Origin of the sequence: Streptomyces glomeratus, assembly GCF_021462825.1 — a bacterium.
In the GTDB taxonomy this organism is placed as follows: Bacteria; Actinomycetota; Actinomycetes; order Streptomycetales; family Streptomycetaceae; genus Streptomyces; species Streptomyces glomeratus.
Genome location: NZ_JAKEEB010000001.1, coordinates 301,016 through 327,180, shown reverse-complemented (window position 1 = coordinate 327,180; position 26,165 = coordinate 301,016). Strand labels below are relative to the sequence as shown.

At 71.4% G+C, this 26,165-nt stretch carries 22 protein-coding genes; 9 read left to right on the top strand and 13 right to left on the bottom strand.

Annotated features, from left to right (window positions below; all coding sequences use genetic code 11):
• Nucleotides 1-125 precede the first annotated feature (125 nt).
• Nucleotides 126-632, top strand: a complete 507-nt coding sequence (locus LZ604_RS01485; protein WP_234511905.1) for a GNAT family N-acetyltransferase — start codon at nt 126-128, stop codon at nt 630-632.
• Here LZ604_RS01485 and galK read toward each other — a convergent pair.
• Genes galK through galT form a run of 3 tightly spaced genes read right to left on the bottom strand, consistent with a single transcriptional unit; the run spans nt 574 to nt 3,749 of the window.
• Nucleotides 574-1,716, bottom strand: a complete 1,143-nt coding sequence (gene galK, locus LZ604_RS01480; protein ID WP_234511626.1) for a galactokinase — start codon at nt 1,714-1,716, stop codon at nt 574-576. The two genes, LZ604_RS01485 and galK, sit on opposite strands and share 59 nt — an antisense overlap.
• On the bottom strand, nt 1,717-2,685 hold the full coding sequence (galE, locus tag LZ604_RS01475; protein WP_234511623.1) for a UDP-glucose 4-epimerase GalE: 969 nt from the start codon (nt 2,683-2,685) through the stop codon (nt 1,717-1,719). It abuts the gene before it with no gap.
• Nucleotides 2,682-3,749 (bottom strand): galactose-1-phosphate uridylyltransferase, encoded by a 1,068-nt coding sequence (gene galT / locus LZ604_RS01470; protein WP_234511620.1) that lies wholly within the window; start codon nt 3,747-3,749, stop codon nt 2,682-2,684. Before galT ends, galE begins: the two co-directional genes overlap by 4 nt.
• Nucleotides 3,750-3,950: 201 nt before the next feature.
• Between galT and LZ604_RS01465 the strand changes: the two genes are divergently transcribed.
• Together LZ604_RS01465 and LZ604_RS01460 are read left to right on the top strand one after the other, a co-directional pair.
• Nucleotides 3,951-5,651 (top strand): sodium:solute symporter family protein, encoded by a 1,701-nt coding sequence (locus LZ604_RS01465; protein ID WP_234511618.1) that lies wholly within the window; start codon nt 3,951-3,953, stop codon nt 5,649-5,651.
• A gap of 21 nt (nt 5,652-5,672) precedes the next feature.
• On the top strand, nt 5,673-5,978 hold the full coding sequence (locus LZ604_RS01460) for a hypothetical protein (protein WP_234511616.1): 306 nt from the start codon (nt 5,673-5,675) through the stop codon (nt 5,976-5,978).
• A gap of 69 nt (nt 5,979-6,047) precedes the next feature.
• On the opposite strand, the gene LZ604_RS01455 is transcribed toward LZ604_RS01460, so the two are convergent.
• On the bottom strand, nt 6,048-6,758 hold the full coding sequence (locus LZ604_RS01455) for a helix-turn-helix transcriptional regulator (protein ID WP_234511614.1): 711 nt from the start codon (nt 6,756-6,758) through the stop codon (nt 6,048-6,050).
• 329 nt (nt 6,759-7,087) lie between these two features.
• On the bottom strand, nt 7,088-8,890 hold the full coding sequence (locus tag LZ604_RS01450; RefSeq protein ID WP_234511612.1) for an ABC-F family ATP-binding cassette domain-containing protein: 1,803 nt from the start codon (nt 8,888-8,890) through the stop codon (nt 7,088-7,090).
• Between the two features lie 144 nt (nt 8,891-9,034).
• Here LZ604_RS01450 and LZ604_RS01445 point away from each other — a divergent pair, with 144 nt between their 5' ends.
• Complete coding sequence (locus tag LZ604_RS01445; RefSeq protein WP_234511610.1) at nt 9,035-9,637, top strand: Uma2 family endonuclease; 603 nt, start codon at nt 9,035-9,037, stop codon at nt 9,635-9,637.
• Between the two features lie 15 nt (nt 9,638-9,652).
• Here the strand turns inward: LZ604_RS01445 and LZ604_RS01440 are convergent, their stop codons facing one another.
• The 7 genes from LZ604_RS01440 to rsmI all read right to left on the bottom strand — a co-directional run bounded on the left by LZ604_RS01440 (nt 9,653) and on the right by rsmI (nt 17,145).
• On the bottom strand, nt 9,653-10,981 hold the full coding sequence (locus LZ604_RS01440) for an acyltransferase family protein (protein ID WP_234511608.1): 1,329 nt from the start codon (nt 10,979-10,981) through the stop codon (nt 9,653-9,655).
• A 101-nt stretch (nt 10,982-11,082) separates the two neighbouring features.
• Complete coding sequence (locus tag LZ604_RS01435) at nt 11,083-11,979, bottom strand: 4-(cytidine 5'-diphospho)-2-C-methyl-D-erythritol kinase (RefSeq protein WP_234511606.1); 897 nt, start codon at nt 11,977-11,979, stop codon at nt 11,083-11,085.
• Entirely contained in the window at nt 11,980-12,906 is a 927-nt protein-coding gene (gene rsmA / locus LZ604_RS01430) for a 16S rRNA (adenine(1518)-N(6)/adenine(1519)-N(6))-dimethyltransferase RsmA (RefSeq protein WP_234511604.1), read from the bottom strand.
• A 59-nt stretch (nt 12,907-12,965) separates the two neighbouring features.
• Nucleotides 12,966-14,300 carry a resuscitation-promoting factor gene (locus LZ604_RS01425; RefSeq protein WP_234511601.1) on the bottom strand — a complete coding sequence of 445 codons (1,335 nt, stop codon included), beginning with the start codon at nt 14,298-14,300 and terminating at the stop codon, nt 12,966-12,968.
• A 150-nt stretch (nt 14,301-14,450) separates the two neighbouring features.
• The gene (locus LZ604_RS01420) at nt 14,451-15,332 is read right to left on the bottom strand and encodes a TatD family hydrolase (protein ID WP_234511599.1); all 882 of its coding nucleotides are present in this window, start codon (nt 15,330-15,332) and stop codon (nt 14,451-14,453) included.
• Nucleotides 15,333-15,496: 164 nt separating this feature from the next.
• Entirely contained in the window at nt 15,497-15,946 is a 450-nt protein-coding gene (locus LZ604_RS01415) for a hypothetical protein (protein WP_372482073.1), read from the bottom strand.
• A 326-nt stretch (nt 15,947-16,272) separates the two neighbouring features.
• Nucleotides 16,273-17,145, bottom strand: a complete 873-nt coding sequence (gene rsmI, locus LZ604_RS01410; RefSeq protein ID WP_234511597.1) for a 16S rRNA (cytidine(1402)-2'-O)-methyltransferase — start codon at nt 17,143-17,145, stop codon at nt 16,273-16,275.
• A 62-nt stretch (nt 17,146-17,207) separates the two neighbouring features.
• On the opposite strand from rsmI, the gene LZ604_RS01405 reads away from it, so the two are divergent.
• Entirely contained in the window at nt 17,208-18,947 is a 1,740-nt protein-coding gene (locus LZ604_RS01405) for a dolichyl-phosphate-mannose--protein mannosyltransferase (RefSeq protein WP_234511594.1), read from the top strand.
• A 64-nt stretch (nt 18,948-19,011) separates the two neighbouring features.
• Nucleotides 19,012-19,431 (top strand): hypothetical protein, encoded by a 420-nt coding sequence (locus tag LZ604_RS01400; protein WP_234511592.1) that lies wholly within the window; start codon nt 19,012-19,014, stop codon nt 19,429-19,431.
• A 27-nt stretch (nt 19,432-19,458) separates the two neighbouring features.
• On the opposite strand, the gene LZ604_RS01395 is transcribed toward LZ604_RS01400, so the two are convergent.
• Complete coding sequence (locus LZ604_RS01395) at nt 19,459-20,547, bottom strand: PP2C family protein-serine/threonine phosphatase (protein WP_308283551.1); 1,089 nt, start codon at nt 20,545-20,547, stop codon at nt 19,459-19,461.
• Nucleotides 20,548-20,951: 404 nt separating this feature from the next.
• On the opposite strand from LZ604_RS01395, the gene LZ604_RS01390 reads away from it, so the two are divergent.
• The 3 genes from LZ604_RS01390 (at nt 20,952) to LZ604_RS01375 (ending at nt 26,160) form a co-directional block, all read left to right on the top strand.
• The gene (locus tag LZ604_RS01390; protein ID WP_234511588.1) at nt 20,952-22,586 is read left to right on the top strand and encodes a penicillin-binding transpeptidase domain-containing protein; all 1,635 of its coding nucleotides are present in this window, start codon (nt 20,952-20,954) and stop codon (nt 22,584-22,586) included.
• Between the two features lie 92 nt (nt 22,587-22,678).
• Nucleotides 22,679-24,349 carry a penicillin-binding transpeptidase domain-containing protein gene (locus LZ604_RS01385; RefSeq protein ID WP_234511585.1) on the top strand — a complete coding sequence of 557 codons (1,671 nt, stop codon included), beginning with the start codon at nt 22,679-22,681 and terminating at the stop codon, nt 24,347-24,349.
• 920 nt (nt 24,350-25,269) lie between these two features.
• On the top strand, nt 25,270-26,160 hold the full coding sequence (locus tag LZ604_RS01375; RefSeq protein ID WP_234511583.1) for an NAD(P)-dependent oxidoreductase: 891 nt from the start codon (nt 25,270-25,272) through the stop codon (nt 26,158-26,160).
• Nucleotides 26,161-26,165: the final 5 nt, after the last annotated feature.

The following is a 26,165-nucleotide window of genomic DNA, read 5'->3' as shown; positions in this document are numbered from 1 at the left end:
CCCGAGCGTCGTACCCGACTGTTTCGCCCCCTGATCAGCACCGGCCCCCACCGGCGCTGTTCACAGGGTAGGGCCGTCGGCCCGGAGCGGAAGGAATTTTGCAGAACTGGTTGGCCAGGGCGTTTATGGTGTGCCGCATGTTTCGTATGGAGACAGAAGTCGACAAGGAGCGGCGCGATCTGCTCCGCTCTCGGCTGCTGGAGGCGAATACAGCGGCCTCACCGGTGCTGCGCGCGCTGCGTGGGACACCGGGGGAGCGCGAAGTCCCACTGCACGTCTGGGCGTTCGACGCGGCAGGGGATCTGGCGGGCGGACTGGTCGGCTACACCTGGGCGAGCTGGCTGCACGTGGCCTATCTGTGGGTGGACGAGCGCCACCGCGGTACGGGCCTCGGCACGCGTCTGCTCGCTCAGGCGGAGCGTGTCGCGCGCGAGGAGCGCGGCTGCCTGGCCGCGCGCCTGGAGACATGGGACTTCCAGGCCCCCGATTTCTACCGGAAGCAGGGTTACGAGGTGGTGTGCGTGATCCCCGACTATCCGCCGGGGATCACGGAGTACACGCTGACCAAGAAGCTCAGCCGAGCCGGCGGGCCCCTGCCGACGGCACCGCCGGGAACACCCGGGGGGCCGTGAAACCGGCGGCACCGAAAGCCTCCTCGATCGCCTTCGTGACCGTGTCCGCGTCGGCGGCCTCCGCCAGGACGATCGCCGAGCCGCCGAAGCCGCCGCCCGTCATCCGGGCACCCAGTGCGCCGGACGCGTTCGCCGTGTCCACCACCAGGTCCAGCTCCGGGCAGGAGATGCGCAGGTCGTCCCGCAGAGAGAGATGACCCTCCGTCAGCAGGGGCCCGATCGCCCGGACCTCGCCCGCGTCCAGCAGGGCGACGACCCGGTCGACACGGTGGTCGTCCGAGACCACATGGCGCACATAGCGGCGCACCCGCTCGTCCGACAGGCGCGTGAGCGCATCCTGAAGGTCCTCGTACGCGATGTCCCGCAAATGGGAGACGCCGAGCTGCCGTGCGCCCTCCTCGCACCCCTCGCGCCGCTCGGCGTACGCCCCGTCGCCCAGCGCATGCTTCACCCGGGTGTCGACGACGAGCAGCGCGAGGCCCTGGGCGGCGAGGTCGAAGGGGATCTGACGCAGGGACAGGTCACGGCAGTCGAGGTGCAGGGCGTGGCCCTGTGTGGAGCAGGCCGACGCCATCTGGTCCATGACGCCGCACGGCACGCCCACGAAGTCGTTCTCGGCGCGCTGGGCGAGCTCCGCCAGCTCGGGGCGGGTCAGGCCGAGCCCGTAGAGGTCGTCGAGCGCGAGGGCGGTGACCACCTCCAGCGCCGCCGACGAGGACAGCCCCGCGCCCGTCGGCACCGTGGAGGACAGATGGAGGTCGGCGCCGGTGACCGGGTGGCCCGCCGCGCGCAGCACCCAGACGACACCCGCCGGGTAGGCGGCCCAGCCGGTGTCCGTCCGCGGCCGGAGCTCGTCGACGTGCAGTTCGACGACCGGGCCCTCGATGTCCGCCGAGTGCAGTCGCAGCACGCCGTCGGTGCGGCGGGAGACCGCGGCGACTGCCGTGTGCGGCAAGGCGAACGGCATCACGAACCCTTCGTTGAAGTCCGTGTACTCGCCGATCAGGTTGACCCTGCCCGGTGCCGCCCAGACGCCCTCGGGAGCCGTCCCGTACAGCTGCGTGAACCCCTCGCGTACGCCCACCTACTGCCCCCTTGCGATGCTCTGCGCGAACTGCCAGGCGTCCGCGACGATGCCCGCGAGGTCCGCCCGGGACGGGTTCCAGCCCAGCCGCTCACGGGCCGTGGCCGCGGAGGCGACCAGGACCGCCGGGTCGCCGCCCCGGCGCGGAGCCACGACCTCCGGGATCGGGTGGCCGGTGACCCGGCGCACGGTCTCGATGACCTCCCGCACCGAGAAGCCGTTGCCGTTGCCGAGGTTGCAGATCAGGTGCTCGCCGGGGGTGGCGGCGTCCAGGGCCAGCAGGTGGGCCTCCGCGAGGTCCGCGACGTGGATGTAGTCGCGGACGCAGGTGCCGTCCGGCGTCGGGTAGTCGTCGCCGAACACCGAGATGGCCTCCCGCCTGCCCTGCGCGACCTGCAGGACGAGCGGGATCAGGTGGGACTCCGGGTCGTGCCGCTCACCGCAGCTGCCGTAGGCGCCCGCGACGTTGAAGTAGCGCAGGGACACCGCGCCCAGGCCGTGCGCGGCCGCCTCGCCGCTGATCATGTGGTCGACGGCGAGCTTGGAGGCGCCGTAGGGGGAGGTCGGCGCGGTCGGGTCGGTCTCGGTGATCGGGGTGCTGACCGGCTCGCCGTAGGTCGCGGCGGTGGAGGAGAAGACGAGCTTGCGCACGCCCGTCTCGCGCATCGCGCCGAGCAGTGCCATCGTGCCGCCGACGTTGTTGTCCCAGTACTTCTCGGGCTTCACGACCGACTCGCCGACCTGCGAGAACGCGGCGAAGTGCAGGACCGCGTCGAAGGAGGGGTCCAGCCACTTGGCGGCGTCGCGGATGTCGCCCTCGACGAAGGAAGCGCCCGCCGGTACGCCCTCGCGGAAGCCGGTGGAGAGGTTGTCGAGGACGACGACCTCGTGGCCGGCTTCCAGCAGGTGCTGCGCGACCACGCTGCCCACATAGCCCGCGCCACCGGTGACCAGGTACTTCCCGCTCATGAACTTGCTACCTCTCGCAGTCGCTGGGCCGCGGCTTCCGGCGGCACGTCGTTGATGAACACGTTCATGCCGGACTCGGAACCCGCGAGAAACTTCAGCTTGCCCGAAGTGCGGCGAATGGTGAAAAGCTCGAGGTGGAGCGCGAAGTCGTCACGGTTGACGGCTGCGCCCTCCTCGCCCTTTCTCGCACCGAACGGCGCCTGGTGCCAGGCGGCGATGTAGGGCGTCGGAGCCTCCCGGTCGCCGAAGATCCGGTCGAAGCGCTTCAAGAGTTCCAGATAGACCTGGGGGAACTCTGTGCGGGCGGCCTCGTCCAGCGCGAGCAGGTCGGGGACGCGGCGCCGAGGATAGAGGTGAACCTCGTACGGCCAGTGCGCGGCGTAGGGAACGAAGGCGGCCCAGTGCTCACCCCGCAGGACGACCCGCTCGTCGGCCAGCTCGCGCTCCAGCACGGCGTCGAACAGGTTCTCGCCGCCGGTTGCCTCCTTGTGCGCCGCGAGCGAACGCAGCATGAGGGCGGTGCGCGGGGTGGTGAAGGGGTATGCGTAGATCTGGCCGTGCGGGTGACCGAGGGTCACGCCGATCTCGCGGCCGCGGTTCTCGAAGCAGAAGACCTGCTCGACGGCGGGCAGGTGGGACAGCTCCGCGGTGCGGTCGGTCCAGGCGTCCAGGACCAGCCGCGCCTGCTGTTCGGTCAGGTCGGCGAAGGAGGCGTTGTGGTCGGAGGTGAAGCAGACGACCTCGCAGCGTCCGGAGTCGCCGGCGAGCGAGGGGAAGCGGTTCTCGAAGACGACGACGTCGTAGGAGGAGTCCGGGATCTCGCTCAGCCGGTCCCCCCGGGAGGGGCACAGGGGGCACTCGTCGGCGGGCGGCAGGTAGGTGCGCCCCTGGCGGTGGGAGGCGACGGCGACGGAGTCGCCGAGCAGCGGGTCGCGGCGGATCTCGGAGGTCGTGACGGTCCGCTCCAGCGGCCGGCGGTCCATCGCGTCGCGTACGGCGTCGTCGTGCAGGTCGTAGTAGATGAGCTCGCGACCGTCGGCCAGCCGGGTCGAGGTCTTCTTCACGACGCCTTGCCTTTCTGCTGCACTGCCGGACTCGCCATCCACTCAGGATGCACCTTCGAACATAACCCAACACAACAAACCACGACCCACCACGGCAGTCAACATCACAATCCAACAAAGGGCATCATCAGAAGTGTTCAGAAATCGAATGCCGAGGCGTAGGTTCCGCACTGATTGGTTCACGCAACGAAGCGAGTGATCATGCTGACCCCCACATACCCGGCCGTCGGCCCCACCGTTCTGGCAGCCGGTCTACGGCTGCCGACCAACGGCCTCGACTACACGATCCTCGGGATCTACTTCGCCGTCGTCCTGGGCATCGGCTTCGCCGCCCGCCGCTCCGTGAAGACCAGCCTCGACTTCTTCCTCTCCGGGCGCTCCCTGCCCGCCTGGATCACCGGCCTGGCGTTCATCTCGGCGAACCTGGCGGCCACCGAGATCCTCGGCATGGCCGCCAACAGCGCCCAGTACGGCGCCTACACGGTGCACTGGTACTGGATCGGCGCCATCCCGGCCATGGTGTTCCTGGGCCTGGTGATGATGCCCTTCTACTACGGCTCCAAGGTCCGCTCGGTCCCCGAGTTCCTGCTGCTCCGCTTCGACAGGTCGGCCCATCTGCTCAGTTCCGTCCTGTTCGCCTTCGCCGCCATCCTCATCGCCGGTGTGAACCTCTACGCGCTCGCGATCGTCGTCGAGGCACTGCTCGGCTGGCCCCAGTGGGTGGCGATCGTGGTCGCCGGCTTCTTCGTCCTCGCCTACATCACCCTCGGCGGCCTGTCGTCCGCGATCTACAACGAGGTGCTGCAGTTCTTCGTCATCCTCGCGGCCCTCATCCCCATCACCGTGCTCGGCCTGAGGAAGGCCGGAGGCTGGGGCGGACTGACCGACAAGCTCGGCGCGACGCACGGCCACGACTTCGTCACCGCATGGGGCGGCACCGGCATCGGCCACGCCAACCCGCTGGGCGCGAACTGGCTCACGATCGTCCTCGGCCTCGGCTTCGTCCTGTCCTTCGGCTACTGGACGACCAACTTCGCCGAGGTACAGCGCGCCCTGTCCGCCAAGAACCTCTCCGCCGCCCAGCGCACCCCGCTGATCGCCGCCTACCCGAAGATCTTCATCGTGTTTCTGGTGATGATCCCCGGTCTGGTCGCCGCCGCCCTGGTCCCCAAGTTCGGCACCCCCGGCTCCGGCCTCCAGTACAACGACGCCATCCCGTACCTGATGCAGGAGCTGCTGCCCAACGGCGTGCTCGGCATCGCGGTGACCGGACTGCTCGCCGCCTTCATGGCCGGCATGGCGGCCAACGTCTCGTCCTTCAACACGGTGTTCACCAACGACATCTGGGCGAAGTACGCGGTCAAGCACCGCGAGGACCTGTACTACGTGCGGTTCGGCCGCCTCATCACGGCGATCGGCGTGCTCGCGTCGATCGGCACGGCGTTCCTGGCGTCGTCGTTCTCGAACATCATGAGCTACCTGCAGACGCTGTTCTCCTTCTTCAACGTACCGATGTTCGTGGTGTTCATCGTCGGCATGTTCTGGAAGCGCGCGTCCGCGAAGTCCGGCTTCTGGGGTCTGCTCGCCGGCACGGTGACCGCGATGGTGAACTACTTCGTCATCTACAAGAACGGCATCATCGGCATTCCCTCCGACCAGGGCGCCAACTTCGTCTCCGCGATCGCCGGTTTCGTGGCCGGCGCGGTCGTCATGGTGGCGGTGTCGCTGTTCACCGCGCCCAAGCCGGAGGAGAGCCTCCAGGGACTGGTGTACGGCACCAGGTCCCCCGGCATGGCCGAGCCGCCCGCCGCGGGCGACGACGCCTGGTACCGCAAGCCGGCCCTGCTGGGCTGGGGTGCGGTCGTCCTCGCCGCCGCCTGCTACATCCCGTTCTCGATCTGACCGCGGGAGGATGGAGAAACCATGTCCGAGTACTCCGAGCACGAGGTCCAGCGCGAAGTCACCGAGCTGGAGTCCCAGTCCGCGACCGCAGCCCGCATCTTCGACCTGCGCCGCATCATCGGCGGCCTGTTCGTGATCTACGGCATCATCGTCATGATCGCGGGCTTCACGGCCTCCGACGCCGAGATCGCCAAGGCCCAGGGCGTCAACATCAACCTGTGGACGGGCCTGGGCATGCTGCTGCTCGGCCTGTTCTTCCTGCTCTGGCTCCTGCTGCGCCCGGCGGCCCCACCGGCCCCGCCGCTGACGGAGAAGAAGCCCGAGTGACACGGACGGGCGGCCGGGGCCCCTCGGGACCCCGGCCCGCCGCTCTTCCCTCCTCCTGAAGGGCTCGCCCTACTGAGGGGCCCCCGAGCCCGTGCGCGGTGAGGCGGCGGGCGGCCGTGGGCCCGCGCGGTCCAGCAGGCCGGTGCGCGCAGCGAGGGCCGCCGCCTCCAGCCGGGAGCCGACGCCCAGTTTCATCAGAACCCGCTGCACATGGGTGCGGGCCGTGGAGGGGGCTATGCCCATGCCGGCCGCGATCAGCCGGGTGTCCTCGCCGTCCGCGACCCGCACCAGTACCTCCACCTCGCGCGGGGTGAGCATCTGCAGCAGGCGCTGCCCCTCGTCGTCCGGCTGCGCCGCCGGGTTGAGCAGCTCGCTGAACGCGCCCTGCAACAGCTGCGGCGCCACCGCCGCCTCCCCCGCCCGCGCCTTCATGATCGCCCGCTCGACGCCCTCGATCCGCTCGTCGTGGCGTACGTAGCCCGAGGCGCCGGCGGCGAAGGCCGCGGCGATGCCCCGCGGGTTCGGCACCGGCCCGAGGACCAGCACCGCCACCTGAGGACGCTCCCGCTTGATGCGCACCACCGGGTCGAAGGCCCCGGGCTCGTCGGGTGTCGCCGTGCCCAGCAGGCACACCTCGGGCGCCCTGGTGATCACCAGTTCCGCCGCGCCCGCGGCGGGTGCCGCCGCGGCGAGCACCCGGTGCCCCCGCAGTTTCAGCGCCGAGGCCAGTGCCTCGGCAAGCAGTCGGTGGTCGTCGACCACCATGAGCCGCACTCCCATCGAGCAACCCCCCAGTCCCCCCCATGGATGCCCACTATGGATGCCCACTGGCCCGCACGGACAGAGGCCCCCCGGCGCACCCCCCGCCCTCCCTGCCCCCGGAAGCTACACGCTTGTTCGACGTTGCGCTTCCCCTACTGGTGAGAAGCGCCCCGGATTGCCGAAATCCCGCCTATTCGCGCCTGATGAGGGGTACGTGCAGGGCCCCGCCCCTGAACAGGAGCGAGGCCCTCACCGAGAGCGCCCGAGAGCTCCCGCGCGCTCCCCGGTGCCGCACCCGAGGGGGTGTACGGCGCAGGGCCGCCGCGTGCGCAGCGTCCGCCGAACGCCTACGCGTCCTCGGCGAGTTCCAGCCAGCGCAGCTCCAGCTCCTCCCGCTCGCCGGCGAGCGCCCGCAGTTCGGCGTCCAGACCGGCCACCTTCCCGAAGTCCGTCGCGTGCTCGGCGATCTGCTCGTGCAGCTTGGCCTCCCGCTCGGAGATCTTGTCCAGCTGCCGCTCGATCCGCTGCAGTTCCTTCTTGGCGGCACGGGCGTCGGCGGCCGAGACGGAGGTCTTCGCGGCCACGGGCGCCGGAGCGGCGGCCGCGGCGGCTTCCTCCATGCGGTGACGCCGCTCCAGGTACTCGTCGATGCCGCGCGGCAGCATCCGCAGCGTGGAGTCGCCGAGGAGGGCGTACACCTTGTCGGTCGTGCGCTCCACGAAGAACCGGTCGTGGGAGATCACGATCATCGAGCCGGGCCAGCCGTCGAGCAGGTCCTCGAGCTGGGTGAGGGTCTCGATGTCGAGGTCGTTGGTGGGCTCGTCGAGGAACAGCACGTTCGGCTCGTCCATGAGCAGCCGCAGCAGCTGCAGCCGCCGGCGCTCACCGCCGGAGAGGTCCCCCACGGGCGTCCACTGCTTCTCCTTGGTGAAGCCGAAGGTCTCGCACAGCTGCCCCGCGGTCATCTCGCGCCCCTTGCCGAGGTCGACCCGCTCCCGCACCCGCTGCACGGCCTCCAGCACGCGCCAGCTCGGGTCCAGTTCGGCGACCTCCTGCGACAGGTAGGCGAGCTTGACGGTCTTGCCGACGACGATCCGGCCGCCGGCGGGCTGCGTCTCCCCCTGGCTGCGCGCGGCGTCGGCCAGCGCACGCAGCAGGGAGGTCTTGCCGGCGCCGTTCACCCCGAGCAGGCCGATGCGGTCGCCGGGGCCGAGCTGCCAGGTGACGTGCTTGAGCAGCACCTTCGGTCCGGCCTGCACCGTGATGTCCTCGACGTCGAAGACGGTTTTCCCGAGCCGGGAGGAGGCGAACTTCATCAGCTCGCTGCTGTCCCGGGGCGGCGGCACGTCCTTGATCAGCTCGTTGGCGGCCTCGACCCGGAAGCGGGGCTTGGAGGTCCTGGCGGGCGCGCCGCGCCGCAGCCAGGCCAGCTCCTTCCTGACCAGGTTCTGCCGCTTGGCCTCCTCCGAGGCGGCGATGCGCTCGCGCTCGGCACGGGCGAAGACATAGTCGGAGTAGCCGCCCTCGTACTCGTGGACCGTGCCCCGCTGCACGTCCCACATCCGGGTGCACACCTGGTCGAGGAACCACCGGTCGTGGGTGACGCACACCAGCGCGGAGCGGCGCTCGCGCAGGTGGTTCGCGAGCCAGGCGATGCCCTCTACGTCGAGGTGGTTGGTGGGCTCGTCGAGAACGATCAGGTCCTGCTCGGCGATGAGCAGCTTGGCGAGCGCGATACGGCGCCGCTCACCACCGGACAGGGGGCCGATGACGGTGTCGAGTCCCTTCGGGAACCCGGGCAGGTCGAGCCCGCCGAACAGTCCCGTGAGCACGTCCCGGATCTTGGCGTTGCCCGCCCACTCGTGGTCGGCCATGTCCCGGATGACCTCGTGCCGGACGGTGGCGGCGGGGTCGAGGGAGTCGTGCTGGGTGAGCACGCCGAGGTGCAGCCCGCCGGAGTGGGTGACACGGCCGGAGTCGGCCTCCTCCAGCTTGGCGAGCATCCGGATCAGGGTGGTCTTGCCGTCGCCGTTGCGTCCGACGACTCCGATGCGGTCCCCTTCGGACACGCCGAGTGAGACACCGTCGAGCAGGGCACGGGTGCCGTACACCTTGCTGATGTTCTCGACATTGACCAGGTTGACGGCCATTTCACTCCTGCGCACGGGGGACGGTCAGCCTTCAAGCGTAGGGCCTCCGGGGCGGGTGACGGCGCGCGAGGGCTCGTCACTCTTTGTGGTGACGTGATCGGGGAACGGCGGCTACCGTGGACGACAGGCAGCAGGATCCCGTCCATGGGAGGAACCATGACCGCCGAGTCCACCGAGCAGTCTCGCTGGCCGATGCCGCCGATGGACGGTTACACCGTGGACGACCTGTTCACACTGCCCGATCTCCCGCCGCACACCGAGTTGATCGACGGGAGCCTGATCTTCGTGAGTCCGCAGCGCCGCTTCCACGGCAACATGGTCGACCTTCTGGTCAGCAGCCTGCGCGACGGCCTGCCCGCCGAACTTCGGGTCAGCCGGGAGATGACCGTCGTCCTCGATGTGCGCAACGGCCCCGAACCCGACGTGAGCGTGATCCGGGCCGACGCGGTCAAGGGACCGGACCAGACGAGCTATGAGGCACAGGACGTGCTCCTGGCCATCGAGGTGGTGTCCCCGGACTCGGAATCCCGCGACCGCACGACCAAACCGCAGAAGTACGCCGCGGCGGGGATCCCGAACTTCTGGCGGGTCGAGCAGAACGGGACGAGCGGCAGGCCCGTCGTCCACGTGTACGAGCTGGATCACCTCACCAAGGCGTATGTGCACATGGGCATGCACCGCGACCGGATCAAGGTCGACAAGCCGTACACCATCGACATCGACCTGACCGCCATCGACACCCTCTGAGCCCCCGGGCCGCCCTCACGCGGCCCCACCCCGCCCCCGCCCCGCCCGCTCCACGAGCAGCCACCCCGCGAGAGTCATCGTCACGGCTGCGGGCGCGGTCACGTGAACGGCTATCAGCAGGGCCGTACGGCCTTCGAGGAGTCCCCCGAAGCCGACCATCGACAGGCCCAGCACCCCGAACAAGGACAGGGTGACGCCGAGCGCGGCAGCGGGTCCCGCCCAGGCGCGCGGCGCACTGGACTCCCGTACGCCCGAGGGTTTTTCGAAGGTACGGAAGAGGGCCACCAGGACCGCGGTGAGCATCGCGGCGGCCGTGATCCGCAATGGTACCTGCAGCCACCACGTACCCGAGCCGGGTTCCGGGAGCCGCACGCCCGCCGCCGGCAGCGCCCCGTAGACGCCGAGCATCGCCGTGAGATGCCACAGGAAGGCGGTCATGGAGACGCCACCCGCCGTGACGACCGCGCGCCACACCCGCGGGCGCCGCAGCCACCGTGTGACGGGGACGCGCAGCAGCTCCACCGCCCCGACCAGCCACAGCCCGTGGCACAGCAGCGCGAGGGTCGGCGGCGCCATGTTGGAGATCTTCTCGCCGGGCATCCCGACCATGGACAGCGGATAGGGCCCGTACACGACCAGCAGCACGGCCCCCGTGACTCCGGCACCGGCGAGGATGTACGGCCGGCGGATCCTGCCGTCCGCGCGCAGGAATCCGAGCTGGTGGATGGCGAGCCAGACGAAGGCGAAGTTCAGGAACTCGACGTAGGGGACGCCCAGTCCGAAGCGGAGCACGTCGACGGCCACGGCGGCGGCGACGAGCGCGCCGAACGCGCCCCACCCCCAGCGTTCGTGCAGCCGGAGCAGCGGCGGGGTGAAGGCGACCATCGCGAGATAGATCCCCACGAACCACAGCGGCTGCGCCACCAGCCGCAGCGCTGTGTCGAGCAATCCACCACCGGCTCCGGCCAGTTGGAGGACGAGGGCCGCGGCGCCCCACACCCCGATGAACACGACCGTCGGCCGCAGCAGCCGCCGCAGCCGGGCGCGCAGGAAGGCCGAGTACGCCTTGGGGGTCCGGCGCCGGGCGGAACGGCAGGAGAGGGCGTGGGCGAAGCCGCCCACGTAGAAGAACACCGGCATGACCTGGAACAGCCAGGTCAGCGGCTGGAGTTCGGGCTGGAGGGCGAGCAGGTTCCCCACCTGCACATGGCCGTCGCGGTCCATGGACACGGCCGCCATCAGCCAGTGCCCGAGCACGACGACGCCGAGCGAGCCGGCCCTCAGCAGATCGACGAACCGGTCGCGGGACTCCGGGGTGGCGGCGGCGAGATCACTGGGTCTCATGCCGGTACGGTCGCGCGGCGCCCGGGTGCCGCGGCAGCGTGCTCGTACTCAACCGCCGTCTGAGTACGAGCGCGCACTACGGCCGGCTCGGACGAGCCGGCTCAGACGACGGTCGCCCCCGGCGCCGGCGACGACGCCACCCGCGCCGACCGGCAGGTGCCCGACGCCATGAGCGCCCGCGCGATCCGTGCCGCGGCGGAGGCGTCCTTCGCGAGGAACGCCGTCGTCGGTCCCGACCCCGACACCAGTCCCGCCAGCGCCCCCGCCGCGCGCCCCGCGGCCAGCGTGTCCGCCAGCTCGGGGAACAGGGACAGCGCGGCCGGCTGGAGGTCGTTGGAGACCGCGGCCGCGAGCGCGTCCGCGTCCCCCTTCGCCAGTGCGTCGAGCAGATCCCGCGAGGCGACGGGCTCGGGAATCCGTACGCCCTCGTTCAGCCGGTCGAACTCCCGGAAGACCGCCGGCGTGGACAGTCCCCGCCCGGCCATCGCGAACACCCAGTGGAACGTCCCGCCGACCTCCAGCGCCGTGAGCTTCTCGCCCCGCCCGGTGCCCAGCGCCGCCCCGCCCACCAGACTGAACGGCACATCGCTGCCCAACTCGGCGCAGATCTCGAGGAGTTCCTCCCGGGAGGCGCCCGTTCCCCACAGCGCGTCGCACGCCACCAGCGCCCCGGCGCCGTCCGCGCTGCCGCCCGCCATGCCGCCGGCGACCGGGATGTCCTTGGCGATGTGGAGGTGCACATCCGCCGTGCGGCCGTACCGCTCGGCGAGCGCGCGCGCCGCGCGGGCCGCCAGGTTCGTACGGTCCAGGGGCACTTGGCCGGCGTCCGGGCCGGAGCAGGTGATGCGCGGCCCACCGGCGGACGGGGTCACCGTGATCTCGTCGTACAGGCCGACCGCCAGGAAGACGTTGGCCAGGTCGTGGAAGCCGTCGGGGCGGGCGGCGCCCACCGCGAGCTGGACGTTGACCTTGGCCGGTACGCGTACCGTCACGCTCACTTACTCGGACTCCTCCGTGCGGAATGCGGCCCGCCGCGCAGCGGCCGTCCGGTGCTGGGCCGCCCGCGGTCCCGCGGCCTCGGCGATGCGCGCGAAGTCCTCGATCGTCAGTGACTCGCCGCGCGCCTGCGGCGAGATACCGGCGGCGACGAGCGCGGCCTCGGCCGCGGCGGCCGAACCCGCCCATCCGGCGAGAGCCGCCCGCAGCGTCTTGCGCCGCTGCGCGAACGCCGCGTCCACCAGCGCGAAGACCTCCGCCCTGGACGCGGTGGTCTTGACCGGCTCGGCCCGCCGGACCAGCGAGACGAGCCCACTGTCCACGTTGGGCGCGGGCCAGAAGACATTGCGCCCGATGGCCCCGGCGCGCTTGACGTCGGCGTACCAGTTGGCCTTCACGGACGGCACCCCGTACACCTTGGAGCCGGGTGTGGCGGCCAGCCGGTCCGCGACCTCGGACTGCACCATCACCAGCGTGCGCTGGATGCTCGGGAACGTGCCGAGCATGTGCAGGAGCACGGGGACGGCGACGTTGTACGGCAGGTTCGCGACGAGCGCGGTGGGTGCGGGGCCCGGCAGCTCACGTACGTGCAGGGCGTCGGAGTGCACCAGCGCGAACCGCTCGGCGCGCCCGGGCATCCGCGCCGCGATGGTCGCGGGCAGTGCCCCCGCCAGCACGTCGTCGATCTCGACGGCGGTGACCCGTTCGGCGACCTCCAGCAGCGCCAGCGTCAGGGACCCGAGGCCGGGCCCCACCTCCACCACCACGTCGTCGGGCCGCACATCGGCGGTGCGCACGATACGCCGCACGGTGTTGGCGTCGATGACGAAGTTCTGGCCGCGCTGCTTGGTGGGGCGTACGCCGAGGGCCGCCGCCAGCTCACGGACGTCGGCGGGGCCCAGCAGGGCGTCGGGGGTGGAGCTGTTCACGGACCAAGGGTACGGGGCGGCGCGGGGCGCCCGTGCCCGCGCCGCCCCGCCCGCCCCGCTCACCCGTACAGCCGTGACCCGCAATGCGGCCAGGGACTGGTCCCCTGGCGCACATACAGCTTCTTCGCGCGGTAGGTCTGCTCCTCCGCCGGGGCGTCCTGCGGCCGGCCGGAGCCGCCGGTACTGCGCCAGGTGCGCCGGTCGAACTGGTAGAGACCCCCGTAGGTGCCGGACGCGTCCACCGCACGCGGCCGGCCCCTGGACTCGCAGTACGCGAGCCCCTCCCAGTCGAGGTGCTCCGCGCCCGCCACCGACTCCGGGCGCGCCCTGGTGCCCACCCGGACCAGCTGGGTGGTGGGCCGCTGCACCACCTCGACGCGGACCCGGCGCGGCCGCTGCCGGACGCCGTTGACGGAGCGCAGGGCGTAGGTCACCCGGCGGGTGCCCGGCTGCCCGGCGCGGGCCACGAGCACGGTGCCCCGGAACAGGGTCGGGTCCTGCGTACGGCGCACGGGGAACGGGATGGGCTCCTCGCGGACCTCCCGGGAGCCCCGCACCCGCAGCACGGTCACCGTCTGCCCGTCGACCGGGAAGCTGCCGGGCGCCACGGAGGTCGTGTCCTCGCCGCGCAAGGTGATCCCGGCCCGTTCGAGGGCCTCCCGGACGGTCGCCGCGTTCGTGCGGAGCGTGCGCAGCCGCCCGTCGGCCATGACCGTCAGGGTGCGCTCGGTGCGGACGTCCAGCGCGAGCCCTTCGCGATGGATCCGCAGGGAGCGTGAGGTCGATAGGTACGCGCCCTCGGCACGCACCCCGAGCTGCTCGAGCGCGCCGTCCACCGTACGCGCCGTCGTCCACACCACCCGCCGGTGCCCGTCGAGGGTGAGGCGCACCGGCCGGCCGTAGTGCACCGCGACCTCTTCGCCGCTGGTGAGCGGTGTGCCGGGCGAGGGCACGACGACATCGTGCGCCCCCACCCCCACCCCCTCCCGGGCGAGCAGTTCGCCCACGTCGTCGGCGAACGTGTGCAGAGTGCGGTGCCTGCCCTCCACGGTCAGTTCGATGGCCTTGTCCTTGGCGATGAACGCGGTGGTGCCTCCGGCGAGGAAGGCGACCACCAGGGCCTGCGGGAGGAGACGGCGCACGGAGTGGGTGCGCGCGCGGCCTTTCCGGCGGCGCGCCGCGTGCCGGGCCGGGGCTCGGCCGCCGGTGCGCGGGGCGGCCTCCGTCGGCCGGTGCAGCAGCGGTCCCGTGGCCTGTCGGGCGCGCGCTGCCTGGACCCGCGCCTCGTACGCGGGCCGGTAGGTGTCCTGGTACATCCGGCCGTACGGCTCGTGGTCCTCGTACTCCGGTTTCGGGCCGTACGTCCCGTACGGCGGGTACTGCCGGTTGCTCACGACGACACGCTCCAGAGAAGGTCCGAAACGGGCGACCAACGTAGCGGCTGGTCGTCACTCTCCAAAGCAACGCCGTCACACGGTGTCGCGACACGCCCACGGTCGGCGGCCGTACACACCCCCGGCAGGCCGTCGCCGGGGGCGGCGAAGTCAGTAGCCGAAGGCGCGTGCCGTGTTGTCCGCGAGGGCAGAGGCCAGCTCGTCGTCCGCGATACCGCGCACCGCGGCCATCGCGCGGACCGTGACCGGGACGAGATACGGCGCGTTGGGCCGTCCGCGGTACGGCGCGGGCGTCAGGAAGGGCGCGTCCGTCTCCACCAGGACGAGGTCCAGGGGGGCCACGGCGAGCGCGTCGCGCAGCGGCTGGGCGTTCTTGAAGGTCACGTTGCCGGCGAACGACATGAAGTACCCGGCACGCGCGCAGACCTCCGCCATCGCCGCGTCGCCCGAGTAGCAGTGGAAGACGGTCCGCTCGGGCGCGCCCTCCTCCTTGAGGATGCGCAGCACATCGGCGTGGGCGTCGCGGTCGTGGATGACCAGCGCCTTGCCGTGCCGCTTGGCGATCTCGATGTGCGCGCGGAAGGACCGCTCCTGGGCGGCCTTGCCCTCGGGTCCGGTGCGGAAGTAGTCGAGGCCGGTCTCGCCGACGCCCTTGACCTGCGGCAGCGCGGCGAGGCGGTCGATCTCGGCGAGCGCCTCGTCCAGGGCGGCGTCCCCGCCCGGCTCGCGCGCGCCCTGCCGGGACCAGCCGTCGGGGTCTCCGTGCACGATGCGCGGGGCCTCGTTCGGATGCAGGGCCACCGCCGCGTGCACCGCGTCGTACGCCGCGGCCGTCTCGGCTGCCCAGCGCGAGCCCTGCACATCGCAGCCGACCTGGACGACCGTCGTCACGCCGACCGCCGCCGCCTTGGCGAGGCTCTCCTCGACGGTGCCGGACTGCATGTCGAGGTGGGTGTGCGAGTCGGCGACGGAGACGCCGAGGGGCTCGGGAAGCGGCGGCGGCGCGTGCTTGTCGGACGCTGGGGAAGGCATGCCCCGATCCTACGGAAGGGGCATGCCGCCCCGGAAAGGCCCGCCTGCCGGTCCGATCCCGCCGTGCGGTCCCGCTCGCCCCGCCGTGCGGTCCCGCTCGCCCCGCCGTGCGGTGCGGCTCGTCCCGCCCCTGCGGTTCGGCTCGTCCCGCCGTGCGGTTCGGCTCATCCCGCGTTGCGGTGGTGAAACGGGTGGAGCAGGTCCGACAGATGCCAGTGGTGCTGCTCCTTGGGCTTCGCCGGCTCCGTCCGGGGCTTGTCGAGGTCCTTCCCGGCGGCCGACGTCACCGGGCGGTGGTGGTGCAGCGAGTTCTGCGCGGAGGACACCTGGCCCGGGCGCATGATGCGCACCACAGGGCTGTCGCAGTTCACACAGGCGGGACGGCGCAGCGGCGACGGCACCACGCGCCCGCCCGCCACGTATATGACGAACTCGTTGCCGTCGCCGTCGAGGTGGTGCTCTATCTCGTACGACTGCTCCCAGCCGTGCCCGCATCGCATGCAGGCGAAGGAATAGGACTCGTGGACGACGGCGGTCGCCGCACCTCGGTCGTACTGCCCGGTGAGGCCACCGGCCACTTCGTCCTGGCCGGTCCGCCCTGCCATCTCACTCATGCCAGCTCCTCTTGTCCGCTGGACAAGCGCCCCGGTGGGGCGGGCTTCCCCTGAATCCCGCGGGTCCCCACGCCGGGCGAGGGACGGGTACGTCCCTGCCCCCAGTGGACGCCTCCACCAGCGCAAAGGCATCAGTGCCTGTCGAGTGTTGGAGGCGATTTGGACGTTGCTTGCCCAAGTGCCCCGGATGGCGGCGTTACGGCTTTGCCTTCCACGACAGCCCTTTGCCCGCCCATGGGGCGTGCGCTCATGGGAGATGCCCCCTGCTCAGAGGGGGTACGAGCACCCGGGCCCGCCGCCTTCGGCCGCACCCGGGCGCCGACGGCTCACCGGGCGGACCGCGCCCCGTCGGCGTTCTTCGCGGCCACCACCGCGTCGAAGACCTCACGCTTCGGCAGGCCCGCCGCCGCGGCCACCGCCGCGATCGCCTCCTTGCGGCGCTCCCCGGCCTCCTCGCGCACCCGGACCCGGCGCACCAGCTCGGCGGCGTCCAGCTCCCCGGCCGCCTGCTCGCCGGCCCCCTCCACGACGACGGTGATCTCGCCCCGGACGCCCTCGGCGGCCCACTCCGCCAGCTCACCCAGCGGACCGCGCCTGACCTCCTCGTACGTCTTGGTGAGCTCACGGCAGACGGCGGCCCGGCGTTCGGCGCCGAACGCCTCGGCCATCGCGGCGAGGGTGGCCTCGAGCCGGTGCGGCGCCTCGAAGTAGACGAGGGTGCGGCGCTCGCCGGCCACGTCACGCAGCCGCGACAGCCGCTCGCCCGCCTTGCGCGGCAGGAATCCCTCGAAGCAGAAACGGTCCACGGGCAGCCCGGACAGCGCGAGCGCGGTGAGCACGGCGGAGGGGCCGGGCACGGCGGTGACCCGGACGTCCTTCTCCACGGCGGCGGCGACCAGCCGATACCCGGGGTCGGACACCGAGGGCATCCCCGCGTCGGTGACGAGCAGCACCCGAGCCCCGCCCACCAGCGCTTCGACCAGCTCCGGGGTACGGGCGGACTCGTTGCCCTCGAAATAGGACACCACCCGCCCGGCCGGCTGCACTCCCAGCGCCTGGGTGAGGCGGCGCAGCCGTCGGGTGTCCTCGGCGGCGATCACATCGGCGGTGGCCAGCTCCTCGGCGAGCCGGGGCGGCGCGTCCGAGATGTCCCCGATCGGGGTGCCGGCGAGGACCAGGGTTCCGGGCGATACTGTCACGTTTCCATCCTCGCAGGCGCCATGCGCGGGACTCACACAGACGTGTTCCCTACGATGGCGCGGTGACCAGTACCGCGTCCTCCACGGACACCCGGCAGGGCCAGGCCACCGCAGACCAGCGGCCGACGTGGCAGCAACGGCTGCGCCGTTTCGGATACGCGGCGCCTGAGAGAGGCGACGTCCGCGACCGGCTGGTGCCGCCGTACAGCGAGCCCAGCCCGCGCATCCCGGCGGTGCTCGGCCTGCGCGCGGAGGTCGCCGACCGCCTCACGCGCTGGTCGGCCTGGGGCGGCCCGCTGCTCGTGACGCTCCTGGCCGGGCTGATGCGGTTCTGGAACCTGGGCAGTCCCAGGGCGGTGATATTCGACGAGACGTACTACGCCAAGGACGCCTGGGCGCTCGTCCACAACGGGTACGAGTCGAACTGGGCCAAGAACGCCAACGACCTGATCCTTCAGCACAACGGCCATGTGGCGATCCCCACGGACGCCGCGTACGTGGTGCATCCGCCGGTCGGCAAGTACGTCATCGGCCTCGGCGAGCTGATCTTCGGGTTCGATCCCTTCGGCTGGCGCTTCATGACGGCGCTGCTGGGCACGCTCTCGGTGCTGCTGTTGTGCCGCATCGGCCGCCGACTGTTCCGCTCGACCTTCCTCGGTTGCCTGGCGGGCGCGCTGATGGCGGTGGACGGGCTGCAGTTCGTGATGAGCCGCACCTCGCTCCTCGACGGCGTCCTGGAGTTCTTCGTCCTCGCGGCCTTCGGCTGTCTGCTCGTCGACCGCGACCGGGCGCGCGCCAAACTGGCGGCCGCGCTCCCTGCGGACGCCGACGGCCGGGTGCGTCCCGACGTGTACGCCGCCGAGACCACCCGGCTGGGGTGGCGCCCCTGGCGCTGGGCGGCGGGCGCGCTGCTCGGCCTCGCCATCGGCACCAAGTGGAACGGCCTCTACATCCTGGCCGCCTTCTGTGTGATGGCGGTGCTGTGGGACGTGGGTGCGCGCCGGGTGGCGGGCGCCCGCCGCCCGTACGCGACGGTCCTCAAGCGCGACACCGGCATCACCTTCCTGGCGACGGTCCCGGTGGCGCTGGTCGTGTACCTGACCTCCTGGATCGGCTGGATCCTCTCCCCCGCCGACGGCTCGGGCGGCTACTTCCGCAACTGGGCGGCCACGGACGGCAAGGGGGGCACCTGGACGTTCCTGCCGGACTGGCTGCGCAGCCTGTGGCACTACGAGCACGAGGTCTACCTCTTCCACGTCGGCCTGTCGTCCCCGCACACGTACCAGTCGAACCCGTGGAGCTGGATCGTGGTGGGCCGCCCGGTCTCGTACTTCTACGAGTCCCCCTCCCCCGGCCAGTCCGGCTGCCCCTCGGACGCGGGCGGGAAGTGCGCCCGCGAGGTCCTCGCCATCGGCACCCCGCTGCTGTGGTGGGCGGCCTGCTTCGCGATCCTGTACGTCCTGTGGCGCTGGGCGTTCCGCCGCGACTGGCGGGCGGGAGCGATCGCCTGCGGCATCGCGGCCGGCTATCTGCCCTGGTTCCTGTACCAGGAGCGCACGATCTTCTACTTCTACGCGGTCGTCTTCCTCCCGTTCCTGTGCCTGGCGGTGGCGATGATGACCGGCGCCCTCCTCGGTCCCCCCGGCGCGGACGAACGCCGCCGCGTCGTGGGAGCGGCGGGCGCGGGCGTCCTGGTCCTGCTGATCGCCTGGAACTTCATCTACTTCTGGCCGATCTACACGGGCACGGCGATCCCGATCGACTCGTGGCGGTCGCGGATGTGGCTGGACACCTGGGTTTAGCCGGGCGGACACACGACTGGGGCGCAGCGGTCGGCCGCGCCCGCGGCTCGTGGGCGCCCGGGACGTGCCGCTGCCCAAGGGCGTGGCCACCATGCTCCGGGACCATTCGAAGAAGTTTGAGCCGATCGACGTGACGCTTCCATGGCGCACGCCCGACGGCCACCTTGTGACGAAGCGGCTCATCTCCGGCGGAGCCCAAGGGCGGCACCTGCGCGTGGGCAACTTCAACGATCACCGCTGGAAGCCCGCTCTCGCCTCCGACGGCATCATCGCGCTCAGGCACTTCTACGCCGCCGTCCTCCTGGGCGTCGGAGCGCATCCATCGGATTCGCGGGCAACGCAGGCAGGTATGCAGCGATACCTCGGACTCCTTCGGATCGTTACGGAGATGATTGGGCAAGTGGAACCCGTCCCAGATGACGCGCTGCACCGGCGGCGCCTTCTTAGCGAACATCACGGCCCACACACGGCCCGAGCGGCCTGACACGGCCCTGGGGTCTAGCGACGACCGCTAGTCCACGTCCACCCCACCGGAAAGCGGCTGCGATTCGCCGTCGAGCCGGTCGGCGAGGATCATCGCCACATCGTCCGCCAGGTCGCCCTCGGCATGGCGGATCAACGCCTGGTGCAGCTGCTCCAGGAATTCCGGTGGGGTGGTGCCGTCGTGTATGCCCTCCATGGTCTCCGGGAGAGCGAAGAATTCGCCGTCCCGGTCGCGGGCCTCGATCACCCCGTCGGTGTACAGCAGCAGGCGGTCACCGGGGAGGAACCGATAGCTCTCGGCTTTGGGGGGAGGGCCGCTGATGAAGTCTTCCAGCCCGAGGGGCGGCAGGGGCGAGCTCGGCATCAAGGCCGTCGACCTGCCCCGGTGCAGCAGCAGCGGCGGCGGATGACCCCGGTTGACCAGCTGCACCACGGGTTCGTCCGGCACCTGCGCGATGAGCGCCGTGACGAACCCCTCCATCAGGACCTCCTGACCGTATGCACCCGGTACGGCGACTTCCCTTCGCAGCGCGGCGGCACAGTGGTTCATGACCTCGACCAACTCGTCCTCGTAGTGCACGGCCTCCCGGAACGCACCCAACGTCGCAGCGACGGCTCGCACCGCGGAGAGCCCCTTGCCCCGGACGTCCCCCACGATCATGCGGACGCCGTACCGGGTCTGCACGGCCTCGTACAGATCACCGCCGACCTGTGCCCCCGTCCCGGCCGCAAGGCACAAGCTGGCCGCCTCCACCGGGCCCAGTCGCGCGCGTACGGGCCGCAGCACGACCTCCTGTGCCGCCACGGCGATCCGGCGCACCTGGTCTAGCTCTCTCTGCCGGCGCGACTGCACGGTGCTGCTCGCGACGAAGCCGGCCACGGAGACCAGCGCCAGGGCCAGGAGGTTGGTGTAGACCTGCACGGTGCCCCATGCGTGGTTGTAGGTCGCCGTGACGACGCTGATCGCCAGCGCGAGAGCGGCTGCCGCGGTGGTTCCTCTGGGGCCCAGCGTCACCCCCGCCAGCGCCGGGATCGCGGTGAGCAGGGGGCCGGTGTAGATGAAGTGGGCAGGCGTGAGCTCGATGACCAGGACGGCCAGCGCGATCAAGAAGGGCACACACTGCACCAGTACGAAGAGGCCCCGGCTTCGGCTGCCTGCTCCGGGCAGAGGGGACGAGCGCAAGCGCGACCGCATGCATTCAGCCTGCCCTGCCGAAGCCCACGGCTCCACTCACCGCTCTCACGGCGTCCTCGCCGCCTGACGCCCGAGGCGCTCCGAGCGGCGCGACGGCTAGGGAGAGGGCCTTGGCCGGAGGGCCGCCGGTCGCAGCGAGCTCCTGCTTTCTGCCGCCCGGCGGCCGACGGCTCACCCACGGTGTTCATGGATGTGGCTGGGCACGGGGTTTGGATCATTTTCGGGCACGTTTCTGATCACTCTTCGGACAACAAACGTAGACATCAGTCACAACTGCCTCCCAGGTCGCTTACAGTGCGGGACCGACGGGGAAGGGGGAGCGCGCCATGCGCAAGGGGGCCAGAGCCGCCATAGTCGGCGGGGTGTTCGTGGTGATGCTGGGGGGAGCCGGGTACGGGGCGTACAACGTTCTGTCGGCGCTCCACGGGAGCTCGGGGAGCGGCGGCGGCGCTCCGGCAGCCGTGAAAACCGGGCCGCCGTCCGCGGACGAGGTCAAGGAGGCGAGTGCCAAGTTCCTCGCCGCCTGGGCGAAGGGCGACGCGTCCACCGCGGCCTCGTACACCAACAACGCTCAGGCAGCGGGGCAATTGCTGGCCGCGTACGGTGGAGCCGCGCACATCACCGCGGTGCACATCACACCGGGCGCGCGCAGCGGGGACTCGGTGCCGTTCTCCGTCAAGGCGACCGTGTCCTACGGGGGGACGTCCAAGCCGCTCGCGTACGACGGCGAACTGACCGTCGTGCGCGGGATGACCACCGGTCGCGCGCTGGTCGACTGGCAGCCGTCGGTCGTGTACCCCTCCCTGGAGAAGGGCGACACGCTCGTGACCGGTGAGGCCAAGGTCCCGCCGATCGAGGCGGTGGACCGCGACGGCGTGGTGCTGACCGCGGAGAAGTACCCGTCCCTCGGTCCCATCCTGGACGCACTGCGCGAGAAGTACGGTGACAAGGCCGGTGGGAAGCCGGGCACCGAACTCTCCGTCGAGCGCGCCGACCCGAACACGCCCGGCAAGACACTGCTGACCCTCGCCAAGGGCACGCCCGGCAAGCTGCGCACCACGATCCGCGCCTCCGCACAGGCGGCGGCCGAACGGGCCGTGCGGCAGTACCCGCAGTCGTCGGTGGTGGCGGTGCAGCCGAGCACGGGCGAGGTGCTCGCGGTCGCCAACCACCGCCAGGACCAGTTCAACGCGGCCTTCGAAGGGCGGCTCGCCCCCGGCTCCACCATGAAGATCGTCACCTCGGCGATGCTCCTGGACAACGGCGTCACCTCGATGAACGGCCCGGCTCCCTGTACTGCCACGGCCACCTGGCAGAGCCAGACCTTCACCAACCTCAAGGGCCTCGTCCCCAATGAGCACGCGACCCTCGCCAACAGCTTCATGCGGTCGTGCAACACCGCGTTCGTGAAGCTGATCGACGAGAAGCCGCTCACGGACGCCTCCCTGACGGCCGAGGCCGAGCAGCGCTTCGGTCTCGGGCAGAACAACTGGAAGACGGGCATCGTCTCCTTCGACGGCAGCGTCCCCGCCTCCACCGGCCCCGACCGCGCGGCCAACGCCATCGGCCAGGGGCAGGTCCAGATGAGCCCGCTGAACATGGCGTCCGTCACAGCCACCGCGATCACGGGCACGTTCCGGCAGCCGTACCTGGTCTCCCCGAAGCTGGACGGCCGTCAACTCGCCACCGCCAAGGGCCTGTCCTCCGGCACGGTGGCCCAGCTGCGCGCGATGATGCGGCTGACGGCGACCCAGGGCACGGCCGCACGCGCGATGTCCGGGCTCGGCGGGGACATCGGCGCCAAGACGGGGTCCGCGGAGGTCGACGGACAGGCCAGGTCCAACAGCTGGTTCACCGGCTACCGGGGCGACATCGCCGCGGCGGCCATGACCCAGCAGGGCGGGCACGGCGGCGACGCGGCAGGCCCTATCGTCGCAGCTGTGCTACGAACCGGCGGCTGACGTCACCCCTGTCACACCGGGGCTCTAGTGTGGTTGTACTCGTTGAGGAGCGTGAGGGCACAGGGGACCCCGACTGCGGAGGATCGAAAGCGGTGGGCAAGAGAAGACGCGCGGCCGAGCGGACGACGGGCCGCCCGCTGGTGATCGGAGGGCTGATCGCCGTCGCCGGTGTGGGCGGGGCGGTCGGCGCCTACAGCCTGCTCGGCGGGGGCGCGGTGGCCGACGACGGCAGGGCGGCCACGGCCCACCACAAGCACGTGAAGACGGGCCCGCTGTCGGCGTCCGAGGTCCGCACGACGGCCGCGGCGTTCCTCACCGCCTGGCAGCAGGGCGACGTCCCCAAGGCGGCCGCCGCCACGGACGACACGGCGGCCGCGACCCAGGCCCTGACGGGCTACCGCAAGGACGCGCACATCACCGGCGTGACCCTGACCCGCAGTACGCCCTCCGGGGCGTCGGTCCCCTTCTCCGTCAAGGCGACGGTGTCGTACCAGGGGAAGAGCAGGCCCCTGGCGTACGCGACGAAACTGACGGTCGTACGCCGCACCGAGGACGGCGCGCCACGGGTGCGGTGGCAGTCGTCCGTGGTGCACCCGGATCTGGCCGAAGGTGACCGCCTGGTGACGGGTGAGGCGGGCACTCCGCCCGTCAAGGCGCTGGACCGCGACGGCGGCGAGCTGACGACCGCCCGGTATCCCTCGCTGGGCACGGTGCTGGACGGCCTGCGCGAGAAGTACGGCAAGAAGGCCGGGGGGAAGGCGGGCATCGAACTGCGCATCGTGCGCAAGCCGGCCGCGAAGGGCTCCCAGAAGACACCGGACAAGACCCTGGTGACGCTGAGCGAGGGCACGCCGGGCACCGTGAGGACCACGCTGAGCCCGGCACTCCAGGCGAAGGCGGAGCAGCAGGTGGCGGACAAACCCAAGGCGTCCGTCGTCGTGATGCGGCCCTCCACGGGCGAGATCCTGGCGGTGGCGAACTCGAGCCACGGCTTCAACGTGGCCTTCCAGGGCTCCCTGGCCCCGGGCTCCACGATGAAGATCGTGACGTCGACCGTGCTGTTCGAGAAGGGCCTGGCGAAGGCGGACAAACCGCACCCGTGCCCCAAGTACGTGACGTACGGCGGCTGGAAGTTCCAGAACGACGACAAGTTCGAGATCAAGAACGGCACGTTCAAGGCGAGTTTCGCGGCGTCCTGCAACACCGCCTTCATCAGCCAGGCGAAGGAGCTGGGGAACGACGACCTCAGCCGGGTCGCCCAGCAGATCTACGGCCTGAGCATGAACAACTGGGCGATCGGCGTCCCGTCCTTCGACGGTGCGGTCCCGGTGCAGAGCGCGGCCCAGATGGCGGCGTCGCTGATCGGCCAGGGCGGGGTGCGCATGAACCCGCTGAACATGGCCTCGGTGGTGTCGACGGCGAAGACGGGCGTCTTCCACCAGCCGTACCTGGTCTCCCCGTCGGTGGACCACCGCACGACGGCGAAGGCGACCCGCACCATGTCGGCCTCCACCCAGGCCCAGTTGAGGGAGGTCCTCCAGTACACGGCCGCGGCGGGAACGGCCGCCAAGGCGATGGCGGGTCTGGGCCCGGACTACGGCGCGAAGACGGGGTCGGCGGAGGTCGACGGCCAGAAGCAGCCCAACGGCTGGTTCACCGCCTGGAAGGGCGACCTGGCGGCAGCGGGCGTGGTCCAGGCCGGCGGCCACGGCGGTGACTCGGCGGGCCCGATCGTGGCGGCGTTGCTGCGGGCGGGGAGCTGACGGCCGCGACCGGCTGCCGCGTGACCCGGTCGCGACCCGGACCGCCGCCGAGGCCGCCGCGGCGATCGGGTGCGAGCTGATCCGGATCTGCAAGTCACCCGGCCCGGGGGCCGACATGGTGTCGCCAAGTGGCGTTGGCGTCGGAGCGAAACGGTCGTCGGGGTCGGTAGTACGCAACTACCGGGACCTCGGCACGGGTCGGCGCCGGCACGGCCGGCATGCCCGGCAGCCAGGCAATCACCGCCCGGACGTGAGCCGGCAAGTCGCTCACATTCCACGGCACACACAACACCGTGTCGGCAGGCGCCATTCGGTCTCCGAGACCCCGGTCATCGCCCGGCTCCCAGCCCGCCGGTGTATGAGCAATACCCTGCGGGTCCGGGCGCTCTGCCCATGCGGTGGTGACTTGGCTGGTCGGGGTTGTACCCGCCTGATCGGGCCTAATCGTTGATCTTCGCCCCTTGGATCTGCTGGGTTTGGTCCATGGACACTGCCGCTGCCGACCGTCCGTCGGCGACCTACGACCGCATCGGCATCGGATACAGCGACATCCGGCGTCCTGGTGATCGCCCGGCTTCGTGACGACCTCGGCTCCGGCACCTGGCATCACCGCCACGCCGACTTGCTCGGTGAGGAGAGCATGGACTTCGGGTACCGCCTACTCATCGCGGGCAAGTAGTCCCCCAGCCCTCAACCCCACATCGCCCTCACAAGTGGCGGCGGCGCACACGGCGGCCGACGATGCAGCCAGAGGGAGGCACTCGCCCGGCCCACCGGTCCCGGCTCCGAGGGCTTGTCCGCGCCGCCTCCGGGAAGGTTCGTCCCTGTGCGAGGAGTCCGAGCATGACCCTGAGCGAGCGCCATCCGCGGCGAGCCTGCCGAAGCGCACTGTCCACCGTACGGATCAGGAAGTCGACGTCATGACCGACCCGCTCACCGTGAGCGTCCTGGGCACCGGAATCATGGGGGCCGCGATGGCCCGCAGCATCGCCCGCGCCGGACACACCGTCCGCGCCTGGAACCGGACCCGCGCCAAGGCGGAACCCCTGGCAGCGGACGGCGCGCACATCGTCGACACGCCCGCCGAGGCCGTGCGGGACGCCGACGTCGTCCTGACCATGCTCTACGACGGTCCAGCGGTCCTGGAGGTCATGCGCGAGGCCGCCCCCGCCCTGCGCCCCGGCACCGTCTGGGCCCAGTCGACGACCGCGGGGCTCGACTCCGTCACCGTACTGGCCGGATTCGCCCGCGAACACGGTCTGGTGTTCTACGACGCCCCGGTGCTCGGCACCCGCGAGCCCGCGGAGGCAGGACAGCTGACCGTGCTGGCCGCCGGCCCCACCGAGGGCCGGGACACAGTCACGCCCGTCTTCGACGCGGTCGGTGCCCGGACGATGTGGATCGGCGAGGACGGCTCAGGGGCCGGCGCCACCCGCCTCAAGCTGGTCACCAACAGCTGGATCCTCGCGGTGACCGCGGCGGGCGGCGAGGTACTGGCCCTGGCCCGGGGACTGGGCGTGGACCCGGACCGCTTCTTCGACCTCGTCGGGGGCGGCCCGCTCGACATGGGCTATCTGCGCGCCAAGGCCGAACTCATCCTCGGCGACAGGCTGACCCCGCCCAGTTTCGCGGTGGCGACCGCGGAGAAGGACGCCCGACTGATCGTGCGGGCCGGGCAGGTGAACGGCGTCCGCCTCGACGTGGCCGCCGCGACCGCCGAACGCCTCCGTCGCGCGGCCGCCCAGGGCCACGCGGACGAGGACATGGCCGCCGCCTACTTCGCCAGCTTCGACGACAGTCCCCGTTCCTGAGGCCG

Excerpts from the sequence above, each read along its gene's own strand:
- LZ604_RS01390 (WP_234511588.1), top strand. The coding sequence starts at position 20,952 with ATGCGCAAGGGGGCCAGAGCCGCCATAGTCGGCGGGGTGTTCGTGGTG.
- LZ604_RS01415 (WP_372482073.1), bottom strand. The coding sequence starts at position 15,946 with ATGAGTGAGATGGCAGGGCGGACCGGCCAGGACGAAGTGGCCGGTGGC.
- LZ604_RS01460 (WP_234511616.1), top strand. The coding sequence starts at position 5,673 with ATGTCCGAGTACTCCGAGCACGAGGTCCAGCGCGAAGTCACCGAGCTG.
- LZ604_RS01465 (WP_234511618.1), top strand. The coding sequence starts at position 3,951 with ATGCTGACCCCCACATACCCGGCCGTCGGCCCCACCGTTCTGGCAGCC.
- LZ604_RS01485 (WP_234511905.1), top strand. The coding sequence starts at position 126 with ATGGTGTGCCGCATGTTTCGTATGGAGACAGAAGTCGACAAGGAGCGG.
- LZ604_RS01445 (WP_234511610.1), top strand. The coding sequence starts at position 9,035 with ATGGGAGGAACCATGACCGCCGAGTCCACCGAGCAGTCTCGCTGGCCG.
- LZ604_RS01440 (WP_234511608.1), bottom strand. The coding sequence starts at position 10,981 with ATGAGACCCAGTGATCTCGCCGCCGCCACCCCGGAGTCCCGCGACCGG.
- LZ604_RS01375 (WP_234511583.1), top strand. The coding sequence starts at position 25,270 with ATGACCGACCCGCTCACCGTGAGCGTCCTGGGCACCGGAATCATGGGG.
- galE (WP_234511623.1), bottom strand. The coding sequence starts at position 2,685 with ATGAGCGGGAAGTACCTGGTCACCGGTGGCGCGGGCTATGTGGGCAGC.
- LZ604_RS01455 (WP_234511614.1), bottom strand. The coding sequence starts at position 6,758 with ATGGGAGTGCGGCTCATGGTGGTCGACGACCACCGACTGCTTGCCGAG.
- LZ604_RS01450 (WP_234511612.1), bottom strand. The coding sequence starts at position 8,890 with ATGGCCGTCAACCTGGTCAATGTCGAGAACATCAGCAAGGTGTACGGC.
- LZ604_RS01420 (WP_234511599.1), bottom strand. The coding sequence starts at position 15,332 with ATGCCTTCCCCAGCGTCCGACAAGCACGCGCCGCCGCCGCTTCCCGAG.